The following is a 26172-nucleotide window of genomic DNA, read 5'->3' as shown; positions in this document are numbered from 1 at the left end:
CGTCCCTGAACGAAAAACCCCGCGCTGCGACCAGCAGTGGCGGGGTTTTTCCTTTTCGGTTTCAGTCCGCGGGCGGGACTTCGCTCGGCGGATCCGGGATGACGATCGTGCCGTCGTCGGGCGGAGGTTCGGGCTGCTTGGCCGTCGCCGTCGGGGTCGTCTTCGACGTGTTCGCGGGGGTCGTCTTCTTCGTGGCCGGGCCCGGCCTGCCGGTGGTCTTTTTCGTGGTCGGGATTGGCGAGCCGAAGCTCGCCGTGGGCGAGGGGACGGCGACCACGGTCGGCGGCTCGATGAACTCGGGCGGAGGCGGCGCCGACGCGGCCGGGACCGGGCCGGGCGGCAACATGTTCGACCGGACCACGACGTACGCGATGCCGCCCGCGGCCAGGACGAACGCCACGCCGACGAACGCGAGCACGCGCTTGCGGCGCGAGCCGTCGATCTCGGGGGGCGCGGAGATCCGATCGCCGCTGTCCACGCCGGGCGCCGTGATCGGCGCCGGGTGCCGCGGGATCGCCGCCTGCACGGGCTCCGGGGCCGGGGCCGAGGGACGAGGCGGCGACGCGTCGAGCAAGCCCGCGGGAAGGACGGGCGCGCCGAGGTCGGAGAGGAACGGATTCGCGGAGAGCGGCGGCGTCGCGCTCACGCGTTGCGCGGGCGCTGCGGCGGGCATCGGCGTCGCGGCGGGCGAGGGCATCGGCGCGCGCACGCCGGACGCGAGCTTCGGCGCGGCCGCGGGCGTCGCCACGGCGGCCGCTTGCGCGATGACGGCGACGGGAGGCGCCGTGGAGACGACGACCGGCGGCTCGTCGTCGAAGTCGAACTCGAAGTCGTCGATGTCCTCGGAGACGGGTCCGCGCGTCGTCGTATCGGCGAGGACCTCGACGTCGGAGGGATCGAGCAGCTCCGTCTTCGCGCGCTCGACGCGCGGGGGCGGTTTTGCCGGGGACGCGGTGGTGCGCGGGGGCAACGCCGGGGCCTTCGCGCTCTTCGGTTTTGCAGTCGTGGGCGCGGGCGTGCCGGGCGACGACGTGGGCGCGACGGGCGGCGGACGGATCGACGCGGGCCGCGGCGGCAGCTCGCCGCGCATCGCTTCGGGCACGGAGGCGACCACGCGGGCGAGGGCCTCGGCGAGCTCGCGCGCGCTCTGGAAGCGCTTGCTCGGATCCTTGTCGCAGGCCTTCGCGAACCACGTGTCGAACTGGGGCGGGACGCCTTTCCAGACCTTCGAGGGCACGGGCGGTTCGGAGACCGAGATCTTGATGAGCAGATCGCCGACGCCTTCGCTGTCGAAGGGCAGCTCGCCGACGACGCACTGGTAGGCGATCACGCCGATCGCCCAGAGATCGGTGCGAGAATCGATCTCGGAGATGCCCTTGACCTGCTCGGGGCTCATGTAGTGCGGCGTGCCGATGAGCGTACCGACGTTGGTGCGCTGCATGGTGGCCTTCGCCGGGTCGGTCACCTTCGCGACGCCGAAGTCGAGCACCTTCACGACCTCGTCGTCCTCGTTGTTGCAGAGGAAGACGTTCTCGGGCTTGAGATCGCGGTGCACGATGCCCGCGGCGTGCGCGCGCGCGAGGGCGCGGCAGACCTGCGTGATCACCTTGGACGTCTCGCGCAGCGAGAGACGACCGCGTTTGTTGAGCCGCTCGAAGAGGTCTTCGCCGTCGAGCAGCTCCATCACGATGAAGGGTTGCCCTTCGTCGATGCCGTGATCGAGGATCTGGACGACGTGCGCGGAGCGGAGCTGCGCGGCGGCGGTGGCTTCGCGCTTGAAGCGCTCGACCGCGTCTTCGCGCTTGGCGAGCTCGGGGTCGATGAGCTTGACCGCGACTTCCGTGTTGAGGGCGAGGTGGTCCGCGATCCACACGGCCCCTTGCGAGCCCTGCCCGAGGGGTCGGACCAGCCGGTAGCGAGTGCTGAGGACGCGGCCTGCCTCGAGGCTCATCAGGAACCCACAGAGTACGTGGCGCCCGGGGCAGATGTCGAGAGCGCGGCGTTCACCCCGCGGTCTCCTTCATGAGATCACGCCAGGCTTCGTAGGTGAGCTCGGGGTAGATGTAATCTCCCTCGAAGTTCGTGTGGTGCAGCATGCGGCGCGCCACGTCGAAGATGAGCTGGCTCACGTCGTCACCGGGCCGCGCGGCGTCGAGCTTCTCGGCGTCCTCGCGGATCATCGCGTGGTGGCGCAGCGCGACTTGCACTTCGGCGCCGAGGCCGCGGCGGTCGAGCTGCGGGAAGACGGCGCGCTCCTCGTACGCCATGTGCCGCTCCATCGGGCCCTTGAGGAAGGCGACGAGGCTCTGACGCTCCGCGGAGGCCGCCTCGCGCGACTCCTGGGAGACCTTCATCAGCTTGCTCGCCATCTCGCGCGCGCGGTCCTCTTCCTCGAAGAGCGTCGCGAGCATGCGGTCGTATTCCATGTCGACTCCCTGGACTAAATCAATTTGCCGCGAGGGTCGAGAGGCGATTCGGAAACGCGTCGGGTCCCGAGGGGGACGCCTCGCGCCCCCCTCTCGGCCAGGCGAAGCCCGGCCGATTCACCCCCTAGAGGCGAGCTTGCTGCGCAATCTCGCAGAGCGCCGAACAACGCGGCGCTCTTCTAGTCCTCGGCCTCACGCGCCGCGTTTTTCTTCTTTTCCTCGGCTTCGGCGCGAGAGCGGGCGATCGCGGCCAGGCGGCTCGTGACGCCGTGCGCGACCATCGTGAGGACTTGCTTCTCGAGGGCCTTCGGGTCGTTCGGGTCACCGCCGAAGGAGATGCGGCTCTTCGCGCTGGCCCCGCCCTCGACACGACCGACGACGGTGCAGCGGATGCGCAGGACGTCGCCCTTCTTCTCGACGACGTACTCGGTGATCTTTGCGCGGAGCGCGACCTTGCCGGATTTGCCGAAATCGGCCTTGCGGCTGGCCTCTTTGAGGAGGTTGCGCAGGGTGCGGGCGATCCGGTCGCCTTCTTTTCCTTCCGGGGCGTCGACGCGGGTCCACTCCACGGTGGCCTTGCCACGCGCGAACGCGCTCGAAGCGGGCGCGAGCGAGGCGGTCAAGGCGAGCGCGAGGGCAGCGATCAAACGAGAGACGCGGCGCATGCGCGGGAGGGTAGAGACGCGCGTCGAGGTGGGCCAAGAACAGGGCCGAGGGGCTCGATCCCCCCGACGGGCCGCGCTATGCATCGAGGTACCCATGGAAAGGTCTTCGATCGCGCAGGCCATCGGCGAGGGAACACGACGACTGCGCGCCGGGGCGTCGTGGAAGAGGGGCATCGCGTGGGTGATCACGCTGGGGCTCGTCTCGGGCACGGCGCTCGCGCAATCGCCCGGGAAAAAGGCCGATCCCGCGACCACGAAGAAGCCCGCTGCAGGCGTCCAGGACAAGGACAAGGGCGTCCAGGACAAGGGCGGCGGCAAGCAGGACAAAGCTTCGAGCGCGCAGGCGTCCTTGCCGAAGGCGCCTTCACGATGGACGGCGGCGCAGCCGGATCCGATGGTGGATCTCGGGATCCAGCGCGCGACGGCGGGCGGGCCGGATGCGCTCGCGGGGCTGCTCGTTGCGACGACGCTCGATGAGCGCGCGACGTTCGGAAAAGTGCGCGGGGCGCTGCGCACGGTGGCCACGACGAAGTCGCCGGTCGCCGGGGATGCGCGGGCGCTCGCGGCATGGCTGACGCCGAACCCGGCGGGGCCTGCGTGGGCTTCCTCGAAGTCGATTTCGTACGACGTCGCGCCCGACATGAGTGGGCTCGTGCGGTCCTTTGCGATCCTCGGTCCGTTCCAGGACAAGGGCGAAGGGATTCGCGACAAGGAAGGCCCGGAGGCGCCGGGGCAGAAATTCAACGACACGTCGGCGCGGTACTCGTGGGGCGTGTACGACGTCGCGTGGCGGCGCATCCTGCCGCAGTCGTCGACGTGGCGCGGCGTTCCGCTCGACCTCTACGTGCATCCGCGCGCCGAGAGCTGCACGTATCTCGCGTCGAAGGTCGTCTTCCCGAACCCGCCCGGGGGAAAGGCGCAGAAGCCCGTGCTCGTGCATGTCGCGGCGACGGGCAAGGTGCGGCTGCTCTGGGACGGCGCCGATGTCGCGATGAGCGAGGAGGTGCATCCGCGCCTCGTGCTGGATCGGCTGGCCGCGCGGATCGAGCCTGTGCCGGGGCCGCATCTCGTCGCGGTGAAGGTCTGCTCGGGCGCGACCTCGGACGAGGGGCGCGTGCGCTTGCGGTTCACGGATGAAGCGGGCGCGGCGGTCACCGTGTCGTCGTCGTCGGACATCACGAGCGTGGTGCTGCCCGCGGCCGCGGAGAAAAAGCAGGGCAAGGCGGATCCGGCGAAGGAGGCGCGCGTGGCGGCGGAGATCAAGCCGCCGAAGGGTGTCACGCGGGTCAAGACGCAGCTCGAAGTGGGCCTCGACGTGGGTGCGAATCCGAGCCCGGATGCAGCGCTGCGGGCGGCGATCCTGCGGACGCTCGGGGGCGCGGAGGACGCACGTTCGCCGCGCGCGCCGGGGCTGCTCGAAGCGGCGCTCCGTGGCAAGGACACGTCGCCCGACGTGCTCGCGCTCGCGGGGTACGTCTCGCCGTTCGGCGCGGAGCGGAGCGAGCGGCTGAACCTCGCGTTCGAGCGCGGCAAGGCGGCGAACGACGAGGCGACGGCGGCGTTCGCGCAGCGGCGGCTCTTCGAGTCGTCGCTCGCGGCGCGTTATCCCGACTGGGCGATCGCGCGCGTCCGCGAGGCGCCGCTCGCGACCGCGACGGACCTTGAAGCGCGCCTGCTCAAGATCGCGGGGCGCTCGCAGATGGGCGCGCAGGGCGCGTACCGGGCGCATCGCGACGAGCTCATGGCGATGACGGGCGAGGAGCGCGGGCGCGCGCCGACGGCCGTGTGGGCCGAGCTCTCCTCGGTGACGCGCGCCGATCCGCAGACGGCGCTCGTCGCGGCGCGCAAGCTCGTGGAGCAACGCGCGGGCGCGCGCGACAGCCGTTACGTGTCGGCGTTCCGGGTGCAGGGCGGCGCGGAGCTCGAGCGCGCCGCGGCCGAGAGCCTCGCGCATCAGCGATCGGCCGACGAGCTCGTGGCGATCGGGCGGCAGCTCCTCGACGCGGGCCGGAACGCGTGGGCGCGCGAGGTGTTTTACGTGGCGACCTTGCTCTCGCCGAACAAGGCGTCGGCGTTCGACGGGCTCGCGGCCGCGCGCAAGGCGGTGCTCGCGGACGAGGTGCGGCAAGGCAAACCGCCGTCGGAGCCGGCGGAGCGCGTGACCGAGGCGCTCGCGCGCGCGCTCGCGCTCGAGCCCACGGATCAGCAACGCAAGGCGGAGATCGCGCTCCGCACGCGCATGCCGCAGGGCAAGACGGCGATGCCCGACGAGCAGGCGATCGTGCAGCCGAGCGTCTTCCTCGCGCGGGCCAAGGCGAACCCGGCGAAGAAGGGCGAGGTCTTCGATCGGCAGCTCCACTGGACGCGCGTCGTGACGTACCACCCGGATCGACGCGTCTCGCAGCTCATGCATTACGCGCGGGAGATCGTGGTCGAGCCGCGCACGGAGATGGACCTCTTCGAGCCGGACATCCCGGCCGAGGGCGATCGCACGGAGCTGCTCTTCGCGCGCGTGCACAGGAAGGACGGCTCGATCGCGCTGCCCGAGGAGCAAGGCGGCGGCGGGCGCGGCGCGTTCGTGCGCTGGCCGAAGCTCTCGTCGGGCGACGTCGTGGAGATCGCGGTGCGCTCGTGGACGCGTGATCCCGTGGGCCGCCGCGGCGACGCGCCGTTCTACTTCATCGACTACGTCGGCTCGATGGATACGCGGCCGATCCTGTTCAACGAGGTCGTCGTGGACTCGCCCGCGGCCTCGCCGCTCGCCGTCGACGTGATCAACGGCAAGGCTGATCGATCGGAGACGAAGACCGTCGGAGATCGCCTGATCCAGCGGTTCGTGTGGGACAACCCGACGAACGTGCGTGACGAGCCGCTCGCGCCGCCGATCGCGGAGACGGTGCCCGTCGTCGTGGGCTCGACGTTCGCGGGCTGGGGTGATTTCCGCAACTGGTACAAGAGCGCGGTCGAGGGTTTTTCCACGCCCGACGAGCGCATCAAGGAGCTCGCGGCCGAGCTCACGAAGGGAAAGAAGACGCGCGACGAGAAGATTCGCGCGGTCTTCGACTACGTCGCCGACTCGATCCGGTACGTGAACTACGTCTCGGGCGAGGCCTGGCTGCCGAACCGACCGCAGATCTCGCTCGCGAGAAAGCAAGGCGACTGCGACGACAAGGCCATGCTGCTCATCACGCTGCTCAAGGCGATCGGCATCGAGGCGACCGAGGTCCTCGTGCAGACGCGTTACACGGGGCAGTCGATGCTCCTGCGCAGCGAAAAGGTCGCGGTGCCGATGTTCGATCACGGCATCGCGTACCTGCCCGCGAAGGACGGCGCGCCGGCGATGTGGCTCGACGCGACGAGCCCGCAGAGCCGCCTCGGCCCGCTGCCGGCGATGGATGCGCGCACGCTCGCGTTCTTCATCGACGACGGCCCCGCGAAGATGATCGAGACGCCCGCGAGCTCGCCCGACGATCACGGCATCGACGCCGAGTGGCGGATCGAGCTCGACGTCCAGGGCCGCGGCAAGCTCACCGCGAACGAGCGGCACGTCGGCGACGCGGCCTTCGAGGCGCGCACGAACCTCGTCGAGCCCGACGCGCGCAAGCAATGGGCCGAGACGTACCTCACGGGCAAGTGGGTGCCCGGCGTGGAGCTCAAGGGCGAGGTCGGCTTCGACGGCGCGTTGCCCGGCGGCGCGGCAAAGCTCTCGTACGAGGCGACGAGCCAGGGCATCGCGCGGCGTGAAGGCAACGAGCTCGTGGTGCCGGTGAGCGACACGGCGACGCTCACGTCGCAGCTCGCGCCGCTCTCGTCGCGCACGCTGCCGGTCGTGCTCCCGCCGTTCCTCGCGCCGAGGCACGAGACGCGCGCGATCACGATCGTGCCGCCCGAGGGCTACGTCTTCGCGGAGCTTCCGCCGGGCGGCGAGGAGGCCGGCGGTGAGTTCGGCCGCGCGAAGATCGAGTTTTCTCCGGGCGAGGGCGGCGCGGTCGTCGTGAAGCGCACGCTCGTGTTCGATCTGTCGACGATTCCGGTCGACAAGTACACGAAGTGGCGCGCGTGGCTGCAGCGGGTCGATGGGCTCATGCACCGGCTCGTGCGGCTCGTGCCTGGAGACCCGAGCAAGACGGCGCCGCAAAAGACCGCGGAGAAAGCGTCGCGATGAGCCACGAGGGGGGCGCGGACGAGATCTCGAACGTCCTCGCGGCGTGGTTCGGCCCGGACGCGGACGACGCCACGATCGTGAAGCGACAGCACGCGCTCTGGTTCGTTCGGAGTGACGCGACGGATCGATTCCTGCGCGAGACGTTCGGCGATCTCGTCGAGCGCGCCCTGCGCGGTGAACTCGCTTCGTGGGGGGAGACGCAGCGCGGTCGGCTCGCGCTCCTCGTGCTCTGTGATCAGTTCCCCCGGAACATCTTTCGCGGCACGCCGCGCGCGTTCGAGGGCGATCCCATCGCGCTCGCCACGGCGCGGGCGATGATCGCGGCGGACGAGGATCTCCGGCTCCGGCCCGTCGAGCGGCTCTTCGTGTACTTGCCGCTCGAGCACGCCGAGGACCTCGCCGTGCAGGAACTCGCGGTCGCGCGGTTCGGAGCGCTCCTCGACGTCGTGACCGGGGAGGCGCGGGGCGCCTTCGCGGCGTACTTCGATTACGCCGTGCGCCATCGCGACATCATCCTGCGCTTCGGCCGCTTCCCGCACCGCAACGTGATCCTCGGGCGCGCCTCGACCGACGAGGAGATCGCGTTCTTGAAGGAGCCCTTCTCTTCGTTTTGAGCCCCAACGATCGACCTGCGTCGTCTTGGGGGCTTCACAAGGCCGTCACCGAAACGTAAGACTATCCATTGAGGTCGGGCATTCCGCCTCGCGAGGAGGTCTCATGCGTTGTCCTTCGCTTGCCGCGCCTTCCTTCCGTGCGCTTCTCTGCGTCCTCGTCCAGGTGCCCCTCGTCGCTGCGTGCAGCGGCCCCGACGAGGAGCCCCCGCCGGACGGGAATTGCGACGCCCTGGCCTTCGAGGTCGGCGACCCGAACGGGCACAAGGAGCCGTTCGGCGCCAAGGCGGCGGGGCAGGCGCGCGCGGGTCGGGTGACCGATCTTTCGGGCATCGCGCAGCCGGGGCATGGCCGGCAGCAGATCGAGCCGGGGGATTTCGTCCTCGCGAACGACAAGATCGTGGTGTTCATCGAGGATAAAGATTTCTCCGACGGGTATGCGCGTTTCGGCGGCGAGATCCTCTCGATCGACAAGGCGAACGCCGACGGCAAGCCCACGGGGGTCTCGATGTACAACGAGACGCTCACGGGGCTCTCGATCGAGATGATCGATCCCACGAGCGTCACGGTGCTGAAGGACGGCTCGGACGGCGGCGAGGCCATCGTGCGGGTCGCGGGCAAGCTCTCGAAAATCCCGTTCATGCAGGGGCCGCTCGCGTATCTGTTCCCGCGGTCGTACGAGCACGAGGCGGTGTACGATTACGTGCTCCAGCCGGGGGAGGAGCGCGTCACGATGCGTATCGGCCTCGTCAACAAGTCGAACGAGCCCATCGATCTCGGCGTCGAACGGCTGGATCCGGACGAGCTGCTCGGCTTCTTCCATTACTCGAACACGCAGCTCGTCACGCCTGAATTCGGCTTCGCGGAGCCCTCGGGCCGCGTCGCGTGGGCGGGCTTCGACGGCGGCGATTTCGGTTTCGCGTTCCGCATTCCGGGCCACGAGCTCGCGTATGGCCTCACGGTCAGCGGTTTTTCCCTCTTCTACGGGCCCGGGTTCGTCGTGGATGCTTGCTCGGCGAAGACGATCGATCGGGCGGAGATCATCGCGGGCGGTCCCGATTACGACGGCCTGCGCGAGGCGGTGCGGCGCGTCTCGGGCGAGGCGCCGTGGCGCGAGATCAAGGGGACGGTCGAGGACGCGCAGGGCAAGGGTGTCGTGGGCGCGTGGCTGCACGCGATGAGCCCGGAAGGCGAGTATTTGAGCCGGACGCGGACGGACTCGTTCGGCTCGTTCGTGGTGCACGTGCCGCCGGGCGCGCCCGTGACGCTCGTGCCGCAAAAGCAAGGATATGCGCCGCACGCGGGCTTCGGGGTCGGCGCGGACGAGGCGACAGCGACCATTCCGCTCGATCCGAACGGCACGATTCACGTCGTCGCGAAGGAGACGGCGTCGGGCGCGGCGCTGCCGGTGCGCGTGCAGGTCGTGCCGAAAGACACGCTCGCCGGGGCGCCCGAGGCGTTCGGCGTGCTCGACGAGGCGAATGGGCGATTGCATCAGGTCTTCGCGATGGACGGCAATGCGACGGTGTCGGTGCCGCCGGGCGAGCATACGGTGATCGTGTCGCGCGGCTACGAATGGGAGATGCTCGCGACGGACGTCACGGTTGCGGCGGGCGAGACGCTGGAGCTCCCGGCGAACCTCGCGCATTCGGTCGACACGACGGGCGTGATGTGCGCCGATTTTCACATTCATTCGCAGTTCTCGGCGGATTCGAATGATCGGTTCGAGCACAAGCTGCGGGGCGCGATCGCGGACGGGCTCGACATCCCCGTGTCGAGCGAGCACGAGTGGGTCGCTGATTTTCAGCCCTCGATCCAGAACATGGGCCTCACGCAATGGGCGTTCGGCATGGCGTCGGAGGAGCTGACGACGTTCACGTGGGGGCATTTCGGGGTCGTGCCGATGACGCCGGACCCGAAGCAGGCGAACAACGGCGCGGTCGACTGGATCGGGAAGGACCCGAAGGACGTCTTCGCGCTGGTGCGCGCGCTGCCCGATAACCCCGTGCTCATCGTGAACCACCCGAGCGGCGGCGGATTCCAGGCGTATTTCAGCGCCGCGGCGCTCGATCGGAAGACGGGCAAGGGCCGCGACGGGTTCTGGAGCGACGATTTCGACGCGATCGAGGTCTTCAACGACTCCGATTTCGAGGCGAACCGGGACGAGTCGATCGCGGACTGGTTCGCGCTCCTCGAGGCGGGGATGACGGTCTGGGCCGTGGGTAGCTCCGACAGCCACCACGTGAGGACGAGCCCGGTGGGCTATCCGCGGACGTGCCTGTCCTTCGGTCACGACGATCCGACGAAGCTGACGAAAGAGCTGGTGCGCGACGCAATCGCGAGCGGCGGCTCGACGATCAGCGGCGGCCTGTTCATGACGGCGACGGGCCCGAACGGGGAAAACCCCGGGCAGATGGTGCAGACCGGCGCGGGCGGGGTGGCGACGTTCACGCTGACGATCGAGGCGGCGAGCTGGGTCGACGCGAGCATGCTGGAAACGATCGTGAATGGAAAGACGGTATCGACCGAGGCGCTGCTCCCGGTGGATGGCTGGGCCGGCCCGTCGAAAAAATTCGTCAATCAGGTCACGGTGACGCTGGATCCGTCGCGTCCGCGGAACTGGGTGCTATTTCATGCGAAAGGCGGCGGCGACCTCGCTCCGCTGCATCCGGGGAGGCGGCCGTTCGCGGCGTCGAATCCGTTCTTCTTGAAACCGTGAAGCGGCCGCTCGTGCCGACCTCGAGCGGCGCTGTCCGTTCCTGACGAACCTGTTCGGCGGCCGAAAACGAGCAGTTCGTCCTCCACGTGGATGTAGGCAATGTATTATACTGAGCCTGCACCATGCTCCCATGTCGTCACCGTGGCGCCCGATGCCGGAGGCGGCCCGCCTGGCAAAGGCGCTTGGCCCCTGCGGCAGGGCGCCTGGTACGAGGTTCATTCTATGCCGCTTCGAATATCGGAGACCAAGAGCTCGGGCGTGCTCGGCGTCGCCACGGACATCACGGCACGCAAGCGCGCGCAGGACGCCCTCGAGCAGCAGCAAGCCGTGCTCAAGTACGTCATCGCGAACGTCCCTCACGCCATTTTCTGGAAAGATCGCGAGGGTCGTTTTCTGGGTGGGAACCAGAATTTTTTGAATGATTCGGGCACGAAGACGCTGGAGAACCTCGTCGGAAAGACCGATTACGACATCTGGAGCCGGCGCGAGGACGCGGACGCGTTCGTCAAGGTCGACCGCGAGGTGATGGAGAGCGGCACGCCCATCCTCGACATCGAAGAGCCCGTCCTCCGCATGGACGGGGCGCAGCGCACGCTGCTCACGAGCAAGGTCCCGATCCGCGACGAGCAGGGCGAAGTGGCCGGGCTGCTCGGCATTTACGCGGACATCACCGAGCGCAAGCAGATGGAGATCGATCTCCAGAGAGCCAAAGAGGTCGCGGACGACGCGGCCCGCGAAAAGGGGCAGTTCCTCACGGTCATGAGCCACGAGCTGCGCACGCCGCTCGCGCTGATCCTGGGCCCGCTCGCCTCGATGCTCTCGAAGGGCGAAAACGATTCCGAGCCCCTCTCGCCGCGGGTGCGCACGGATCTCGAGCGCATCCAGCGCAACGCGCGCAGGCTCCATCGCCTCGTCGACGACATCCTCGATCATCAGAAAATCGAGGCCGGCAAGTTCACGGTCGACTGGGAGGCCGTCGACGCCGCCGAGCTCTGCGCCGATATCGTCGACGCCGCGCGTCCTTCGGCCGAACGCGCCGGCGTCGAGCTCTCGCTGGAGGCGATGGTCCGGGAGCAGGTCCCGCTCGATCGGCGCAAATTCGAGAAGATCGTGCTGAACTTGCTCGGCAATGCGCTGAAGTTCACCCCGGAGGGGGGGCGCATCGTGGTGCGCTTGCAGAAGGTCGGCGCCGAGCTCGAGCTGTCGGTCGAGGATACGGGGCCGGGCATTCCGGCGGACAAGCAATATTTGCTTTTTCAGCGGTTCCAGCAGATCGACGCCTCGGCGACGCGCAAGCACGAAGGGACGGGGGTCGGGCTCTCGCTCGTCAAAGAGCTCGCGGAGCTGATGGGTGGAAAGGCCTCCGTGGAGAGCAAGGTCTCCGTGGGCTCGCGTTTCTTCGTGAGGCTCCCGTGGGCCGCCGACCGCGTCGCCGCGCCGTGGCTCGCGCCCGAGCCCAAGGAGGCGCGGCCGCCCGCCCCCCATGCGGGCCATTTCGAGGCGGCCGCGCCGCGGGCCGCGGCGTGCGCTCGGTACGTCCCGACGAACGGGCAAAGGCCGCGTGTGCTCGTGGTCGAGGACAATCCGGACATGGGGTCGTACCTGGTGGATATCCTCTCCGCCGAATGCGACGTCGAGCTCGTGACGAACGGCCGCGCCGCGCTCGAGGCCGTGGAGGCGAGGCGGCCCGAGGTCATCGTGTCGGACGTGATGATGCCCGAGATGGATGGCTTCGAGCTCGTCCGCCGGCTCAAGCATGATTCCACATGGCGGGATATTCCGGTCATTCTCTTGACGGCCCGGGCCGGGCACGCCGCGGCGGCGTTGGGCCTCGATACCGGCGCGGACGATTACCTGGGCAAACCGTTCGATCCGGCCGAGCTCGCGGCGCGCGTGCGCGCGGCCGAGCGCCTGCACCGCGCGCACGCGGAGCTGGCCGAGAAAAACCGCGAGCTCGCGCGGACGCTCGAGAGGCTCTCGGAGACGCAGGAGGAGCTCATGCAGGCGGGGAAGATGGCCGCGGTGGGCACCATGCTCGCGGGCCTCTCGCACGAGATCAACAATCCGCTCGCCATCATCCTGATGAATGCGCAGCTCTTGCTCCGGCGGCTCGGCGCGACAGAGGGGCGGATCCTCGACGAGGCCGCGCTCCGCAAGGCGCTCGGCACCATCGAATCGCAGGCGGCCCGCTGCTCGGGCCTCGTGCACACGCTGCTCGACTATTCGCGCGGTCATCCGACGGGCCAGGAGCCGTGCGACGTGCGGGCGGCGCTCGACCGCGTGCTCGAATTCACCGCGGCGCAGGCGCGCGCGCGCGGGGTTCGTCTCGAGGTCTCGCAGGATCCGGGAGCGCCTGCGGCGGTGCTCGCGAACATGGCGCAGCTCGATGCGGCTTTGCTCAACGTGGTCGCCAATGCGCTCGATTCCGTCTCCGAGGGCGGCGCCGTCTCCGTCCTCGCGCGGCCGCGGCAATCGGCGGAGGACGCCGCGCCTTTCGTGGAGATCGAGGTGCGCGACAACGGGTGTGGGATTCCCGCCGAGAACCTCGACCGCATTTTCGACCCCTTCTTCACGACGAAGCCGCCGGGGCAGGGGACGGGCCTCGGGCTCACGCTCACGCAAAGGTTTGTCACGGACCATGGGGGACGTCTCCACGTGACGAGCAAGCTCGGCGAGGGGACGACGGTCCGCATGTGGCTGCCGGCCGTGCCGATGTAGTCGCGCTTTCTCGAAAAAGGTGTATCCTCGAACGTTCATGGAGGCACGGAAGCGCGACGATCTGGAGTTCGAGGCGAAGAGCCTCTGCGAACGCGGGGACTTCGAGGGGGCCGCGACCGTCGCGCTGAAGGCGTACGGCGCCGAGGTCTACACGTTCCTCGGGACGCGGCACCAGGACCGCGACGAGGCGGACGATGTATTCGCGCAGTTCGCCGAGGCGCTCTGGAAGAGCCTGCCGAACTTCGCCTGGATGTCGTCGCTCCGCACGTTCGTGTATGCCGTCGCGCGACGAACGTCCCTGTACCATCGCCGCGAGGCGCATCGGCGGCGTCAGCGCGAGGCGCCGCTCGACGGCGGGTCCGTGGTGTCGCGCGTCGCCGCCGCGATTCGCAGCACGACCGCGCCGCTCGAGCGCTCCGAGGTGAAGAGCCGGATCGCCGAGCTCCGCGCCGAATTGCCCGAGGAGGACCAGGAGCTGCTCGTGCTGCGCGTGGATCGGCAGCTCTCGTGGCTCGAGCTCGCGGAGGTCCTGCGCGGCGAGGGCGAGCCGCCGCTCGAAGGCGAGGCGCTGAAGCGCGAAGCCGCGCGGCTCCGGAAGCGATTTCAGCTCGTCAAGGACGGGCTCCGCGAGCGGGCGCGCCGCGAGGGGTTGATTCCCGAGGACGACGATCGGTGAGCGAATGAATTCCGCGCCCGACGAATCGCTCGATACGCTCGATCTCGAAGGGCTCGAGGACGTCGGCGAGTCGGACGCGTTTCTGCGGGCCGCCGCGCACGTGAGCGGCGTGCTGCCGCTGCCGCAATTCGCGCGGGAAGGAGCGTGGATCGCGGGGCGATATCGGCTCGATGGGCGCCTCGGGCGCGGCGGTCATGGCGAGGTGTGGGACGCGCACGATCGTCTGTCGGGCGAGCGCGTCGCATTGAAGATCCTGCGGCCCGGGACGGGGGAGCTCGCCGCGCGTGCTTGCCGGGAGGTCGCATCGCTCCGGCTCCTGCGGCTCCCCGGGATCGTGCGGCTCATCGACGAGGGAATCGAGGACGAGCATCCGTTCGTCGTGATGGAACGCGCGGAGGGCGCGCCATTTCCGGGCGTGGCCGTGCCCTGCACGTGGGCCGCGCTCGAACGGCCGCTCGTGAAACTCTGCGAGGCGCTCGCGCGGGTGCACGCCGTGGGTCTCTTGCATCGGGATCTCAAGCCGGGCAATGTGCTCGTCGACGGGGCGGGGCGGCCGACGATCCTCGATTTCGGGCTCTCGTGCCTGAGCGCGGCGACGGCCGAGCGGATCACGGGCGTGGGGATGATCGTGGGCACGGCGGCGTATCTCGCGCCGGAGCAGATCGCCGAACTGCCGCTCTCCGCGCGGACGGATCTCTATGCGGTCGGCGTGATGGCGTTTCATGCGCTCACGGGCCGATTTCCGCATGCGTCGGCGGACCTCGCGGAGCTTTTGCGCGGAAAACTCACGGGGCGGCCGCCCGCGCTCGCGTCGCTCGTGGAGGGGGTGCCCGCGCATGTCGCGGCCGTGGTGGATCGGCTGCTCGCCACGAATTCCGACGAACGCCCGCGCTCGGCGGCCGAGGTCGCCGAGGTTCTTCGGGGAGGGGGCGCTTCGCGGACACCGTCGGCCGTGCAAGCAATCATCGCCTCTGACAAACCAATCGAGGAGGCGGACCTGCGAACGCTTTTCGCGGGGCCGGATCGGCTGCTGCACCTCCGGGAGGACGCGGCGCGTCTCTTGTTTTCGCGCACCGGCGGGGATCCGGCCCGGATCGAGCAAGAGATCGAGGCCTGGACGAGCGCGGGGCTCTGCCGGTGGGATGGGGATTTGCTGGCGATGAATCGCGAGGCGATCGACGCGCTCGAAACGCCGGTGCGGCTCGCGAGCATGCTCGTGGCCGAGGGCGCGCCGCCGGCGCTCGCCATTGCGGAGGAGGCGATGGCGTCGGCGGCCGCGCTCGCGGCGGAGGGGCGGCTCGCGCGCGCCGTTCTCCATCTCGAAGAGGGGCTCCGGGCGTTGCGGGGTTTTTCGGAGATGCCCGCGGACATCTTCGAACGATTGCTCTCGCAATGGGTCGAGATCGCGCTCACCGAGGGGTCGCCGCAGGGGCTCGATCGCGCGCTGTACGAGCTTTGCCGGCCGGGGCCAGGGACGGAACTCACGCGCGCGCTCGAGCGGCTCGTGCGCGTGGCGCTCGCGGTGAATGCGTGGACCGAGCGCGCGGCCGAGCTGGCGGAGGGTTTGCCGCGGCTACCGGATCCACGCCTCGAACGGTTGCGTTACGGGGTGCGGGTGCTCGCGGCGCGGCGCGTGTCGCTCGGGCGCGAGGAGGCGGTGCTCGAGGAGGCGCGGGCCTGGGCGCTCGCGAGCGGGGATCGGGCGGCGCAGGCGGCGCACGCGGCGTGGCTCGGCAGGCTCAGGTATTGCCAGAATCGATTCGAGGAGGCCGCGCGGCTCGAAGAGGAAGCGGCGGAGGGCACGCCATTTCGATCGACGGAGATCGCGGCGCGGCTGGATGCGGCGTCGGCGTGGATGGAGGCGTTTCAGCTGGAGCGGGCGGCCGCGGGCGCGGCGGCGGCAGCGGAGCTCGCGCGGAGGTTCCGGCTGCCCATGCTCGAAGCGAGGGCCGAATGGCTGCGCCGCTGCATCGATTATCGCGCGGGGAAGACGGACGGCGAGGGGCCGGACGAGGAGCTCGTGGAGGCCGCGTCGCGGCTCGGGAGCCTGCACGTCGAGGGGCTCGTTTCGGTCGCGGAGGCGGCGGTGGCGTATCGGAAAGGGGATCCCGAGGCCACGCGGGCGCTCGCCGGGCGGGCATTTCGGTGTTTTTCCGGGACGGGGCATCCGCTCGGGAGGCTCGTCGCGGGGGCCTTGCTCGTCGCGGCGGGGGAGCGTTTGTCGGGGGAGAACGTCGAGGCGATCCTCGCGAAGGCGCGCGCCTGTCCGGTGCCGAGCGTGGGGATCCAGGTGCTCGCGCTCCTCGCGGAGGGCGGTGTCGCCGTGGCGGTGGAGGAGGCGGCGCTCTCCGAGATGGCGAGCGCGGTGCCGGCGGAGCATGCGTCCTGTCGGCTCGACGTGCTTTCGATCGAGGAGGCGCTCTCGCGGCTCCTTCAGCGGGTGGGGACGTTGCAATCGGCGAGAATCGTCTCGTAGACGGTCCCGGTCGGGATGAGCGTGGCCGCGTGGCCCGAGGGGCTCGTCAGGCGGACGAACTGGACGCCGTACGATCCGCCGGAGGCGCCGGGGGGCGTGTAGCTCCCATGGGCCCCATCGCTGGGGAATCCGCTGGTGAAGAGCATCCAGCTCTCGTGCGCGCGGACGCTCGTGGCACCGGCTTCTCGATACGGAGCCACGTCGACGTATCCGACGAGCTTTCCGTTCTGCCAGACCTGATAGGGACCCCAATCGATCTGTCCCACGTTCCCGGGCATGGTCGCGATGCGCGTCACCCGCGCGGCCGTGACCTCGCCGAGATGGGTGCACCTCGCCTCGATGTATTTCGCGTCGGTGCCGGCCGGGGCCCGGAAGGTCTTTGGATCGAAGGACTTCGGATCGAACGATGTCTCGGGAACGAACGTGGTCTCGATGCCCTCCGCCGTCCCGAACGAGCCGGGGGTGCCAAGCCGCGCCGTGTCGCTCGGCGCCGTGTAGATACCGTGCGTGGCGTCCTTGTCCGTCGGCACTTTCCTGTAGAGATACCAGTGCTCCACGCCGCCCGTGACAACGACCAGGCCGACCTCTTTGCGGTTCTGCTGGAGCGTGTATTTGCCGTCCTCGATATGCATGACCATGGCGTTCACCGTCCTTTCCGCGAGAGAATCAAGGTACACAAGTCCCGGAGATGGTGCACTGCCCGCCGCAACCATAAAGGGTCTGATTTTCTTTCACGCAGTCCGGGTCCGGCATGCCGCAGTTGCAGTCGCAGCCGTCATTTCCATTGTAGTACGAGGGCGCGCATACCCAGCCCGCGGGCGCCGTGGGGGCGGCGTAGAAGTAGTAATCCGCCGTGTAGTCGACCCAGACGAGCTGGTTCCGGTTGCCCGCGCTGCACGTCGTGGCCGGCGCCTTGCCGGAGGCCGTGTTGACGCGCTGAATGAAGGCGATCGGCGAGAACACGCCGCTGCCCGAGCGCTCGATGACCTCGATCTCGAGCCAGGGGATCGCATTCGGATCGGGCGACGGGACCTCGGAGACCTTCCGGCCGCGGATGGTGCTGCCGTCATTGCCGCGCCATTGCGGTCCGGCATAATGGTGACCGAGGACGTCGAAGGGCGCGTGCGGGTCGAGCAGAACGGCCGAGGGCGCCGAGAGGACCCATTGCGAGCCGTCGCAGACGTAGATCTGGTGCCCCTTCGCGGCCATCTTGTGGACGAGGGGGTAATTCGAGGGGACCGCGATCGACGGGTCCGTCGCCGGCGCGCCGAGCAAGCGCTGCATGTACACGTACACGGCGTCCGTGGCCGGATAGGGCGCGTCATTCACGACCATCCAGGGGCCGAACGCGATCTCCGAGAAATACGCGGCGAACCGACCGGCGTCGTCGCCGGACCAGTAACTCATGGGATACTTGCCGCCGTTCTCGCGGCGCCAGTCCCACGGGAGCGAGAAGCCGGTGGTGCCCGCGGCTTCGTGACCCACGGTCATCAAGCAGAGGACCTCACCGCCGAGGTTCGGCTGCGAGTAGATGAGGAGCCCCTTCGACGTGCAATTCGCCGCGTTGCTCTGCACGGTGAGCGCCTGCGCGGACGTGCCCACGTCGTCCTCGCCCTGCGCCTCGGGAGCGGAGCCCGCGGGCGCGCCGCGGCGCTTCGCCGTGAGCGCCGCGAATTCACGCGCGTCCATGTCGACGACTTTCTCGGTCTGCTCGCCATTGTCGTCGTGATCGAGGACCGTGATGCGGATCTTCGTGGTCTCTTCGGCGAGGTCGTCGCCTTCGAGATCACCAGGGAATGCACCCTGGTCGACGCATGCGCCGAGCGCGAGGGGGAGGACGAAGAGGCAGAGCGAGGTCGTGGTGCGCATGATGGAATCCTCCGTCCGGCACGCCGCCGTCGGCGGGGCCGCAGAAAGGTCGGGGAGCGCAGGCGAAGCGCGGCGCGGGGCCGCGTCGTCCTGCCGTTCGACCGGTGGTTGCGGAGGTTCCGGGATGTGAAGGAAAAAAAGACGGAGACTGGTTCGGTGAACTATGTCACACGAACATGTCCGCGACCTTGCAGGAGAAGCCCGGCAGCAGGTCGTCGCCGTCGAGCGTGTCGTCGGGGCCGAGGATCTTCACTTGATTGGGGGGCGTGAAGAGCACGATGCGGCGGGGCTCCGGATCGACGAGCCAAACCATTTGCGACCCGCCGGCGATGTATTCGAGCGCCTTCTTGGTCATTTCCGAAATGGATTGGCTGTCGCTCGCGACTTCCACGGCGAGGTCCGGCGCCCCTTCGAGCCAGCCGTCCACGCCTTTGCCCGTGGGCACCCGCTCCTTCCGCACCATGGCGACGTCGGGCCCGCGTAGGCGATCAGGGTTTCGCGCGAGCTTCACCCCGGGATCGGCGACGGACACGCTCCAGCCAGGCTGCTCGCGTGCATAAAGCCTCAGCAGGAAGCCGATCGAGAGAACGATCTCGCCGTGTCTCCACGTGCCCCTGGTCATCGGAACCCATTCCCCATCGACGAGCTCGCCCGCCTGCTCGTCGGGATCGAGACGGGCCGCCTCCTCGAAGGTCATGCGCTGATTGGGGACAATACGCCCGGCCGTGCCCATGATGCTGCCAAGGGTAGCACGCGCGTCTGCCATCGCCCTCACCTCCGCCGCACCAGGCTCCCCTTCTGCCCGGCTTCGAGCGTCCCCTCACCGACCAGGAACAGCTCGGTTTTGCCCTTGCCCCAGATGCCCTGGATTGCCGCGGCGCCGTGTGGCCAGCTGAGCTCGTCTTTCCAGGTCTTGCCGCCGTCCATCGTGTGCTGGAACTGCTGGTTGCGGCCGACCACGTAGAGGTCGCCCTTGCCCACCACGCGAATGCCGAGGAGCTCGTCGCCCTCGAAGCTCCCGATCGATTTCCAGCTCGCCGCGCGGTCGTTCGATTCGTACACCGTGCCCTTCGCGCTCACCGCGTACAGGTAATCGACGCTCGCTCCGTCGATCTGTCGGAGCGGCGAGTCGAGCGAGTCGACCGGCAGCTTCGACCAGAGGTGCCCGCCGATCTTCGATTGCAGCACGATCGGCGCGCCGTCCTTGCTCGCCTGGCCCACCACGTAAATGTCGTCCGCGCCGCTGCCCCACACGTCGTACAGCGTGCCGACCACGCCGCTGTTGTCCTTCGTCCACGTCTTTCCGCCGTCCGTCGTGTTCAGGATGTTTCCATCGCCGCCCACGACGTAGACGTCGTCCCGGCCGCTCCCCCACACCGCCATGAAGAACGTGCCCGTGATCGGGATCTTTTGCGGCGACCACGTGATGCCGCCGTCCGTCGAGTGCATGATCGCATTGCCGCCGACGACGTAGATGTCGTCCGGGCCGCTGCCCCAGACGCATCGCAGCCACGCGTCCTTCGGCGAGGCCTGTCGCGTCCAGTTGATGCCGGAGTCCTCGCTGCGCAGGATCGTCCCGCCGCCGCCGACGGCGATCACGAGCTTGTCGAGGCCCCAGATGCCGCTCAGCGTATCGACGTAGTTGCCGCGCTGTCCCACCCACGCCGAGGCCGCAGCGTCGGGGAGGGTGAGCGTCAGCGGGCCGAGCGCAGGGCCGTCGTCCTCGGGCTCCGTGGCCTCGGTGTTCGTATTCGTGACGGGCTTCGGCTTGGTCTGCGTTTGCTGACCGCCGCACGCAGAGGCGAGGAGAACGACCGCGAGCCCCGCGTGCGGGACGGAACGAAGAAATCGAGTGACTCGGCGCGCCATGAGGTGTTCGTAGGGTAGGCCAAGGTGGGCGAGGGCGTAAAGGTTCGCGTGTGCGAGGGGCCCACGCGGCCGCGATGGTGATAAGGTTCGCCAGGAGCCGGGAGGCCGCTCGACGGCGGCCTGCGCGTGTCACGAACCGATGACAGGGTGGGGACAGGGAGAACAACCGGCGCCGAAAGCACCGGCGATCCGCGGTGAAGTGGCGTGGGAGTACCTCCGCGACCGCCTCGACAACGTGATCGGGTTCTGGGTCGGCTTCGTGTTCTCGCCCGTTCCGGCGGAGCTGCGCACGCTGCGCGAGCGGGTCGAGCGGCACGTGACGGCCGAGAATCACGCGATGGTGACGCTCGTGCCGAGCACGCCGGAAGAGCTGCTCGGCCTGCCCACGCGGCTGCTCGAAGATCGCAGCCTCGCGAACGCGTCGCTCGTGTGGATCGAGGCGCTCCACGCCGAGGCGCCCGGCGCGCCCGAGACGCCGTGGACGCGCGCGTGGGAGCAGACGGTGATCGAGATCGAGGCGCTCTTCGAGGAGGTGCGTGGCGTCCTGCTCGGAGGGATCGTGCTCGCCGCGCCGCCGGGCGTCGTGGATCCCGTGTCGAAGGCCGCGCCGGATCTCTGGCAGGTGAAGGCGATGTCGTTCCTGATCACGCCGCGCAATGCGGGCGCGGTGCGGCCGAGCACGCCGCTGCCGGTGCGCGGCGGGACGCGGCCGTCGACGAGCTCGATGCGCGTCGCGCCAGCCGATCCGGACGACCTCGTGGCGATCTCGCAGAACCCGGAGCGGCTCAAGGCCTGGCAAGCCGAGAACTCGGCGCGCGCGTCGACGCCGTCGATGCCCGCGGCGTCGTTCGCGCCCGCGACGATGGGCTCGCGGCCGACGCCGCCGCCTCCGCCGCCGCGGCCCGAGGTGATCCGCGCGCACGCGCTCGTCGAGGCGGCCGAAGGGTTCTTGCGGCAAGGTCGAATGCAGGACGCGAAGGACGCGGCCGACGAGGCGGCGACGCTGCTCCGCGTGCGCGGGGACGCGCTCGACGAGGCGCGTGTCTTCGCGGTGCTCGCGGAGATCGCGACGGAGAACGAGGATCTGTCGCGCGCGGCGGTGCACGTGCAGAAGGCGCTCGCGATGTACGGAGCGCGGATGCCGGGGCAGGTGCCGCCGGCCTGGTATTGCCTGGCGGCGCGGATCGCGCGGGAGCGCCGCGAGCACGTGGCGGCCTCTCGCTTCGAGGAGTTCGCGCTCGGAGCGATCCGCGCGATGCGACAAGGCGACGAGGGGCCGGATGCCTTGCTCGAGCTCTCGGATGCGCTCGAGCGGATCGGCGATGCGCGGCTCGCCGCGAACAAGCCGGCGGACGCGGCGGTGGCGTTCTCGGAGTGTCTCTTGCTGCGGCGGCGGGTGCTTTCGGCGATGGGGGAGGGGCCCGAGGCGCTCGGCGAGGTGTCGTATTCGCTGAAGCGACTCGCGGACGCGTGTGTGCACGCGAGCGACGTCATCGGCGCGGTCGCGGCGTATCGCGAGGCCGTTGCGATCGATCGGAAGCTCTATGCGCGGAGCGGGAAGAACGCGGAGGTGCGCTACCAGCTCGCCGATTCGCTCTGGCGGTTCGGGGATGCGCTCACGACGAGCGGCGAGGCGGAGGACGGCGCGGCGGTGAGCGAGGAGGCGACGCGGCTGCTCGCGGGCGCGGAGCCGCCTTCGGGGCCTCCGTCGCGGATCTTCGGTCCGGGGTCACGGAGGGGGCCGCGTGGCGGGCGCTCGTGGTAGTCTTCGCGCCCGACCATGATTTCCCTGAACGCCGAGTGGACCCGTCTCCTCCACAAGTACCAGGACGATCACCGCGATCCGCGCAACCAGGCTTGCCACAAGATCGGCATCCCTCTCATCGCGATGAGCTTCCCCGTGGGCGCGACGCTCGTCGGCCTGCCGCTCGCGGGGGCGTTGTTCACCGTGGGTTGGGGTTTCCAGTTCGTGGGGCACGCGTTCGAAGGGAAAAAACCTTCGTTCGTGGACGACAAGCGGAGCCTGGTCATCGGGCTTCTCTGGTGCATGGAGAAGTACGGCATCCGCGTGTACGAAGAATCTCCGGCCGCCTAGCAGCCTGCGCGTGACCTCGCTGCGCCTGACCTCGCCGCGCGTGCCAAGCGCGCGTGGATGAGGCAGCATGGAGCCGCCGATGCGCCTTCATTCCGCCCGCCTCGGGCTCGTCTCCGCGGCGCTCCTCGTCGCCGCTTGTCTCGGCCCGACGCCCGTCGCGCCGCAAGCACCACCGTCCGCCAAGCTCGCGGAGTCGTTCGTCGAGGCGCTCGACGCCGAGGCGGTCGATCCGCTCGCGTCCGCGAAGTACCTCGACGCGATCGATCGGGCCATCGCGAACGCAGGTGATCCCGAGGCGCTCGCCACGGTCGTCGCGTCGCTCGACGCGCTCGCGTTCCGGGAAGTCGAGGCGCTCGGGTTGCCCGGGGAACAGGCCGTGGCGTATCGCTCGCGGGACGGGATCCCCGCGGTCGTGGAGCGGCTGCGCGCGGCATGGACCGCGGCCGGGGAGCGCCTCGCGCAGGGTGACGATGGGAGCATGCTCCCGGTGATGCGCGGGATGCTGGCGACGGCGCTGCACGAGCTCGCGATGTACGTGGGGCAAGAGCAGGCGGCGATGGTGTGGGGCGAGCGTCGCGGGTGCGCGCGGGAAGCAGCCCTGATCGCGCCGCTCGATTTCGCCGCGCTGCGAGGCCTCGCCGAGCCGTCGCAGATCGCGCCGTCGGGCGCGTTTGGCGCGACGTACCCGGGCGCGCGGCCGTTCTTCGCCGAGGTGACGCCGCACGTGGTGCGCGCGGATGCGTGCAGGCTCGACGTGAACGCGACGTTCTCGCTGCCGGGCGTGCGCGCGGTCGTGGTCGACATCGACAACCCGCGCGAGCAGAAGGTGTTTCTGTCGCTCTCGTCGACGTCGGCGGCGGTCGTCGACATCGCGGGGACGCGCGTGCTTCGTCGCGGCTTCGAGGCCGGCGACGGCGCCGTGACGCGGCTCGGGCGCATCGACCTGCCGGCCGGGCGCGCGCGCGTGGTCGTGCGGGTCGGGCAGATGAGCGACGGCGATCAGATCGAGCTCGACGTGTGGGGCGACGACGGTCTGCCCTTGCCGCTGCGCGCGCCGAGCGCGGGGGACGTGGCCACGGTGGGCAAGACCGGCGGTGCGATGCCGATCGAGCTCACGGCGTGGAGGCCCGGCGAGCCGACGCTCGCGCTCACGACGGCCGCGCTGCTCGGGCTCGGCGAGGCGCGCGACGCGGAGCACCTGATCGAAGAGCGAGGTTTGCCGGAGACGAGCAGCCCGCGCGCGTTCTTGCTGGCCGCGCGCGCGACGTCGAAGGCCGACGATCTGCCGGATTCGAAGCAGATCGAGCGGCTGCGCGCCTACACGGAGAAGGCGCTCGCGAAGTGGCCGAAGGCCTGGGAGGCGCTCGTGACGCGCGCGGCGCTGACGGAGCGGAGGCGCGTGGTCGAGGGGCTCACGGACGCGCTCGGCGAGCTCGGCGTGCGTCCGCCGGCGACAGGGCAGCAGCCCGCGGACAAACCCGCGGCCGAGAAGGCCGTGACGGATCCGATGACGCTCACCTACGTGGCGGCAGCGGCGAAACGTGGGCAGATGCTCGACGTCGCGGAGGAGGCGTATCGCGCGCTGGAGACGGCCGTGCCGGGATCGCCGCTGCTCGCGCGGGTCGATACGTATCTGCACGGGCGGATCGGCGCGGATGCCGTGAAGGCCGCGTGCACGGGAGGGACGAGCCGCGCGGATCTCGCGTGCATGTACGCGCATCAGCAGCGCGGAGACACGCGCGCGGCCCTCTCGGAGCTCGGCCGCGTGCGGCGTCTGCGCTCTGCGCCGGATGCATTCCGCGACACGGAGGTCGGGCTTCACGTGCTCGCGGGAGACCTCGACGCGACGATCGCGGCTTACGATGCGACGCCGCCGGCGCGGAGGCGTCTGCTCGACGCGCTCGGCTTCGCGGCCGGCAGGAATCGCTCCGACCTCGTACGTCCGCGCCTCGAGCGTGATCAACGCGTGGCGACCGATGCGCCGTACGCGATCCCGATCCTGCGCCGGATCCTCGCGCTCGAACCGGATCAAGCGCGCGACCTCGAGGCCGAAGGCGCGCGCCTCGTCTCGGCGGACCGGGCGGCGAACGTGATGCCCGGCGCGGGCACGGCGGTGCTGCGACACGTCGAGCGATACGCCGTGGATGCGGGCGGCGTGCTCCGGTACCTCGTCTACGATCTGCGGCGCGTGTCGGGCACGACGGACGTCGCGGAGGGCGCCGTCTCGTACGGGCCCGCGATCGAGGCGAACGCCGCGCAGCGCTTGCTCCGGCGCCGGATCCACAAGCGCGACGGCCGCGTGGTCGAGCCCGATCAGGTGGCGATGGCGGCGCAGAGCCACAGCGATCTCTCGGAGCTCGAAAAGGGCGACTACGTCGAGCAGATCCTCGAAGGGTTCGTGGTGCCGGACGCGGGTGGGCAGATCGTGGTGGACGGGCCCGACCTCCTGCCGGCCCGCACCGGCGTGCGTGAGGCCGAGATCGAGCTCCGCCGCCCGGCCTCGCTCGCGCTCGGCCTCTGGTCGCATCCCTTGCTCGGTAAGCCCCAGGTGCGCACGGAGAAGGGCGACGAGATCCGCGTCTGGCGCATCGAGAACAAGGAGCCGCGCCGCATCGAGGACGGCGTGCCGCGGCTCGAACAGTCGGTGACGATCAGCTTCGGCACGCAGACCTGGGCGAACCTCGGGCGCTTGCTCGACGATCACGTCCGCGCGCTCGAAGACAAGGATCCGTACGTCGCGCGGTTCGCCCGTGAAGCCGCCGGAACCGTCACGACGCCGTCGCGCGCGCTCGTCGAGCGCGTGGTCACGGCCGTGGGCAAGCGCGTGAAGGTGCCCGGCGGCGGCGAGCTCTCGGACGTGTCGGCGATGTACGGCACGGGCCCGCAACAGACGACGGCGCGCACGGTGCTCGAGCTCGGTCAGGGCAGCCGCGCCCTCGTCGTGTGGCGCGCGCTGCGCGAGCTCGGCGTGGACGCGCGCCTCGCGATCGCCGAGACCGAGCCGTTCAGCGGCGCCGCCGATTTCCCGCCGCACGTAGGCCGTTTCCGGTATCCGCTCGTCGTCGCGCGTTTGCCCGAGGGCGAGCTCTGGATCGACGCGGACGTCGATGGCCCGCCCTTGCCTCCGGGCCGCGTGAGCCCGGAGCTTCGAGGAAGGAACGCGATCCTGCCCGACGGCAGCCTCGTCACGGTGCAGGGCGACGCGAGCGAGAAGGGCGACGAGGTGGAGATCCGGCTCGCGCTCGACGCGTCGGGCGTCGCGCGCGGCACGTTCTCGATCGCGCTGCGCGGGCGCGAGGCGCAGTCGCTCGCGGACTCGCTCGACATGGTCGTCGGCACGGATCGGCGCGAGATGCTGCGCAACGTGGTGCTCACGTGGGTGCCCTGGGCCGACGTCGAGGACGTGGAGCTCGGATCGAGCGAGGGCTCGTGGGAGGTCTCGGTGCGCGCGAAGATCGCGATCTACGGCTACTCGCAGCCCGAGACCCGCGACGGCAAGACGTGGCTCTTGCCGGGCCTCGAGCCGATGCACCTCGCGCGGGGTTTTTCGAGCACGCTCGCCTCGTTCTACGCGTCGCGCGCGGGCCGCGAGAGCGCTCTCACCATCGACAGGCCGTTCCAGTACCGCGTGCGTCGCCGCATCGAGCTGCCCAAGGGCGCCACGATCGCGCGCGCGCCGGCGTCCGTGAAGGTCGCGCACGACCGCTTCTCCGCGTCACGCGAGGGCACGTACAAGGAAGGCGTGATCGAGGAGTCGTTCCTGCTCGATCTGCCGACGGGCACAGTGTCGGCGAACGAGTACGACAGCTTCGTCGAGCGCGTGCGCGCCGTGGACGACGGGTTCATGGCGGGCACGCGCGTGAAGGTGGCGCCCTGAGCTTGC

At 69.8% G+C, this 26172-nt stretch carries 16 protein-coding genes; 9 read left to right on the top strand and 7 right to left on the bottom strand.

Features of this window, described 5'->3' with window-relative positions; translation table 11 throughout:
• Positions 1-61 precede the first annotated feature (61 nt).
• The 3 genes from QHF83_RS39220 to QHF83_RS39210 form a co-directional block, all read right to left on the bottom strand.
• Positions 62-1951, bottom strand: coding sequence for a serine/threonine-protein kinase (locus QHF83_RS39220; RefSeq protein WP_282423193.1), 1890 nt, complete (start codon positions 1949-1951; stop codon positions 62-64).
• Positions 1952-2003: 52 nt separating this feature from the next.
• On the bottom strand, positions 2004-2426 hold the full coding sequence (locus tag QHF83_RS39215) for a hemerythrin domain-containing protein (RefSeq protein ID WP_282423192.1): 423 nt from the start codon (positions 2424-2426) through the stop codon (positions 2004-2006).
• 179 nt (positions 2427-2605) lie between these two features.
• Complete coding sequence (locus QHF83_RS39210) at positions 2606-3091, bottom strand: hypothetical protein (RefSeq protein ID WP_282423191.1); 486 nt, start codon at positions 3089-3091, stop codon at positions 2606-2608.
• A 94-nt stretch (positions 3092-3185) separates the two neighbouring features.
• Here QHF83_RS39210 and QHF83_RS39205 point away from each other — a divergent pair, with 94 nt between their 5' ends.
• From QHF83_RS39205 to QHF83_RS39180, 6 genes are all read left to right on the top strand, one after another.
• Positions 3186-7256 (top strand): transglutaminase domain-containing protein, encoded by a 4071-nt coding sequence (locus QHF83_RS39205; protein ID WP_282423190.1) that lies wholly within the window; start codon positions 3186-3188, stop codon positions 7254-7256.
• Positions 7253-7870 (top strand): DUF924 family protein, encoded by a 618-nt coding sequence (locus QHF83_RS39200; protein WP_282423189.1) that lies wholly within the window; start codon positions 7253-7255, stop codon positions 7868-7870. Before QHF83_RS39205 ends, QHF83_RS39200 begins: the two co-directional genes overlap by 4 nt.
• A gap of 103 nt (positions 7871-7973) precedes the next feature.
• Positions 7974-10586: a CehA/McbA family metallohydrolase gene (locus tag QHF83_RS39195; protein ID WP_282423188.1), complete on the top strand. Its 2613-nt coding sequence runs from the start codon at positions 7974-7976 to the stop codon at positions 10584-10586.
• Between the two features lie 222 nt (positions 10587-10808).
• Positions 10809-13304 (top strand): ATP-binding protein, encoded by a 2496-nt coding sequence (locus QHF83_RS39190; RefSeq protein ID WP_282423187.1) that lies wholly within the window; start codon positions 10809-10811, stop codon positions 13302-13304.
• Between the two features lie 37 nt (positions 13305-13341).
• Complete coding sequence (locus QHF83_RS39185; RefSeq protein ID WP_282423186.1) at positions 13342-13980, top strand: sigma-70 family RNA polymerase sigma factor; 639 nt, start codon at positions 13342-13344, stop codon at positions 13978-13980.
• A 4-nt stretch (positions 13981-13984) separates the two neighbouring features.
• Positions 13985-16456: a serine/threonine-protein kinase gene (locus tag QHF83_RS39180; protein ID WP_282423185.1), complete on the top strand. Its 2472-nt coding sequence runs from the start codon at positions 13985-13987 to the stop codon at positions 16454-16456.
• Here QHF83_RS39180 and QHF83_RS39175 read toward each other — a convergent pair.
• The 4 genes from QHF83_RS39175 to QHF83_RS39160 form a co-directional block, all read right to left on the bottom strand.
• Positions 16414-17094, bottom strand: a complete 681-nt coding sequence (locus tag QHF83_RS39175) for a hypothetical protein (RefSeq protein ID WP_282423184.1) — start codon at positions 17092-17094, stop codon at positions 16414-16416. The two genes, QHF83_RS39180 and QHF83_RS39175, sit on opposite strands and share 43 nt — an antisense overlap.
• A 28-nt stretch (positions 17095-17122) precedes the next feature.
• Positions 17123-18325, bottom strand: coding sequence for a DUF3455 domain-containing protein (locus QHF83_RS39170; RefSeq protein ID WP_282423183.1), 1203 nt, complete (start codon positions 18323-18325; stop codon positions 17123-17125).
• Between the two features lie 166 nt (positions 18326-18491).
• Positions 18492-19091 (bottom strand): Uma2 family endonuclease, encoded by a 600-nt coding sequence (locus tag QHF83_RS39165; protein ID WP_282423182.1) that lies wholly within the window; start codon positions 19089-19091, stop codon positions 18492-18494.
• A gap of 5 nt (positions 19092-19096) precedes the next feature.
• Positions 19097-20194 (bottom strand): hypothetical protein, encoded by a 1098-nt coding sequence (locus QHF83_RS39160; protein WP_282423181.1) that lies wholly within the window; start codon positions 20192-20194, stop codon positions 19097-19099.
• Positions 20195-20393: 199 nt separating this feature from the next.
• Between QHF83_RS39160 and QHF83_RS39155 the strand changes: the two genes are divergently transcribed.
• The 3 genes from QHF83_RS39155 (at position 20394) to QHF83_RS39145 (ending at position 26166) form a co-directional block, all read left to right on the top strand.
• A complete protein-coding gene (locus tag QHF83_RS39155) occupies positions 20394-21959 on the top strand; it encodes a hypothetical protein (RefSeq protein ID WP_282423180.1) in 1566 nt (521 codons plus the stop codon).
• A gap of 15 nt (positions 21960-21974) precedes the next feature.
• On the top strand, positions 21975-22289 hold the full coding sequence (locus QHF83_RS39150) for a DUF962 domain-containing protein (RefSeq protein WP_282423179.1): 315 nt from the start codon (positions 21975-21977) through the stop codon (positions 22287-22289).
• 79 nt (positions 22290-22368) lie between these two features.
• The gene (locus QHF83_RS39145; RefSeq protein ID WP_282423178.1) at positions 22369-26166 is read left to right on the top strand and encodes a hypothetical protein; all 3798 of its coding nucleotides are present in this window, start codon (positions 22369-22371) and stop codon (positions 26164-26166) included.
• Positions 26167-26172: the final 6 nt, after the last annotated feature.

This window comes from Polyangium sp. 15x6 (genome assembly GCF_029960785.1).
In the GTDB taxonomy this organism is placed as follows: Bacteria; Myxococcota_A; Polyangia; order Polyangiales; family Polyangiaceae; genus Polyangium.
Note: the sequence above shows the minus strand (reverse complement) of the source record. Positions and strands in the feature narration are given on the sequence as shown.

Bases quoted from the DNA above. Each gene is read 5' to 3' on its own strand.
- QHF83_RS39220 (WP_282423193.1), bottom strand. From the start codon at position 1,951: ATGAGCCTCGAGGCAGGCCGCGTCCTCAGCACTCGCTACCGGCTGGTC.
- QHF83_RS39215 (WP_282423192.1), bottom strand. From the start codon at position 2,426: ATGGAATACGACCGCATGCTCGCGACGCTCTTCGAGGAAGAGGACCGC.
- QHF83_RS39210 (WP_282423191.1), bottom strand. From the start codon at position 3,091: ATGCGCCGCGTCTCTCGTTTGATCGCTGCCCTCGCGCTCGCCTTGACC.
- QHF83_RS39205 (WP_282423190.1), top strand. From the start codon at position 3,186: ATGGAAAGGTCTTCGATCGCGCAGGCCATCGGCGAGGGAACACGACGA.
- QHF83_RS39200 (WP_282423189.1), top strand. From the start codon at position 7,253: ATGAGCCACGAGGGGGGCGCGGACGAGATCTCGAACGTCCTCGCGGCG.
- QHF83_RS39195 (WP_282423188.1), top strand. From the start codon at position 7,974: ATGCGTTGTCCTTCGCTTGCCGCGCCTTCCTTCCGTGCGCTTCTCTGC.
- QHF83_RS39190 (WP_282423187.1), top strand. From the start codon at position 10,809: ATGCCGCTTCGAATATCGGAGACCAAGAGCTCGGGCGTGCTCGGCGTC.
- QHF83_RS39185 (WP_282423186.1), top strand. From the start codon at position 13,342: ATGGAGGCACGGAAGCGCGACGATCTGGAGTTCGAGGCGAAGAGCCTC.
- QHF83_RS39180 (WP_282423185.1), top strand. From the start codon at position 13,985: ATGAATTCCGCGCCCGACGAATCGCTCGATACGCTCGATCTCGAAGGG.
- QHF83_RS39175 (WP_282423184.1), bottom strand. From the start codon at position 17,094: ATGGTCATGCATATCGAGGACGGCAAATACACGCTCCAGCAGAACCGC.
- QHF83_RS39170 (WP_282423183.1), bottom strand. From the start codon at position 18,325: ATGCGCACCACGACCTCGCTCTGCCTCTTCGTCCTCCCCCTCGCGCTC.
- QHF83_RS39165 (WP_282423182.1), bottom strand. From the start codon at position 19,091: ATGGCAGACGCGCGTGCTACCCTTGGCAGCATCATGGGCACGGCCGGG.
- QHF83_RS39160 (WP_282423181.1), bottom strand. From the start codon at position 20,194: ATGGCGCGCCGAGTCACTCGATTTCTTCGTTCCGTCCCGCACGCGGGG.
- QHF83_RS39150 (WP_282423179.1), top strand. From the start codon at position 21,975: ATGATTTCCCTGAACGCCGAGTGGACCCGTCTCCTCCACAAGTACCAG.
- QHF83_RS39145 (WP_282423178.1), top strand. From the start codon at position 22,369: ATGCGCCTTCATTCCGCCCGCCTCGGGCTCGTCTCCGCGGCGCTCCTC.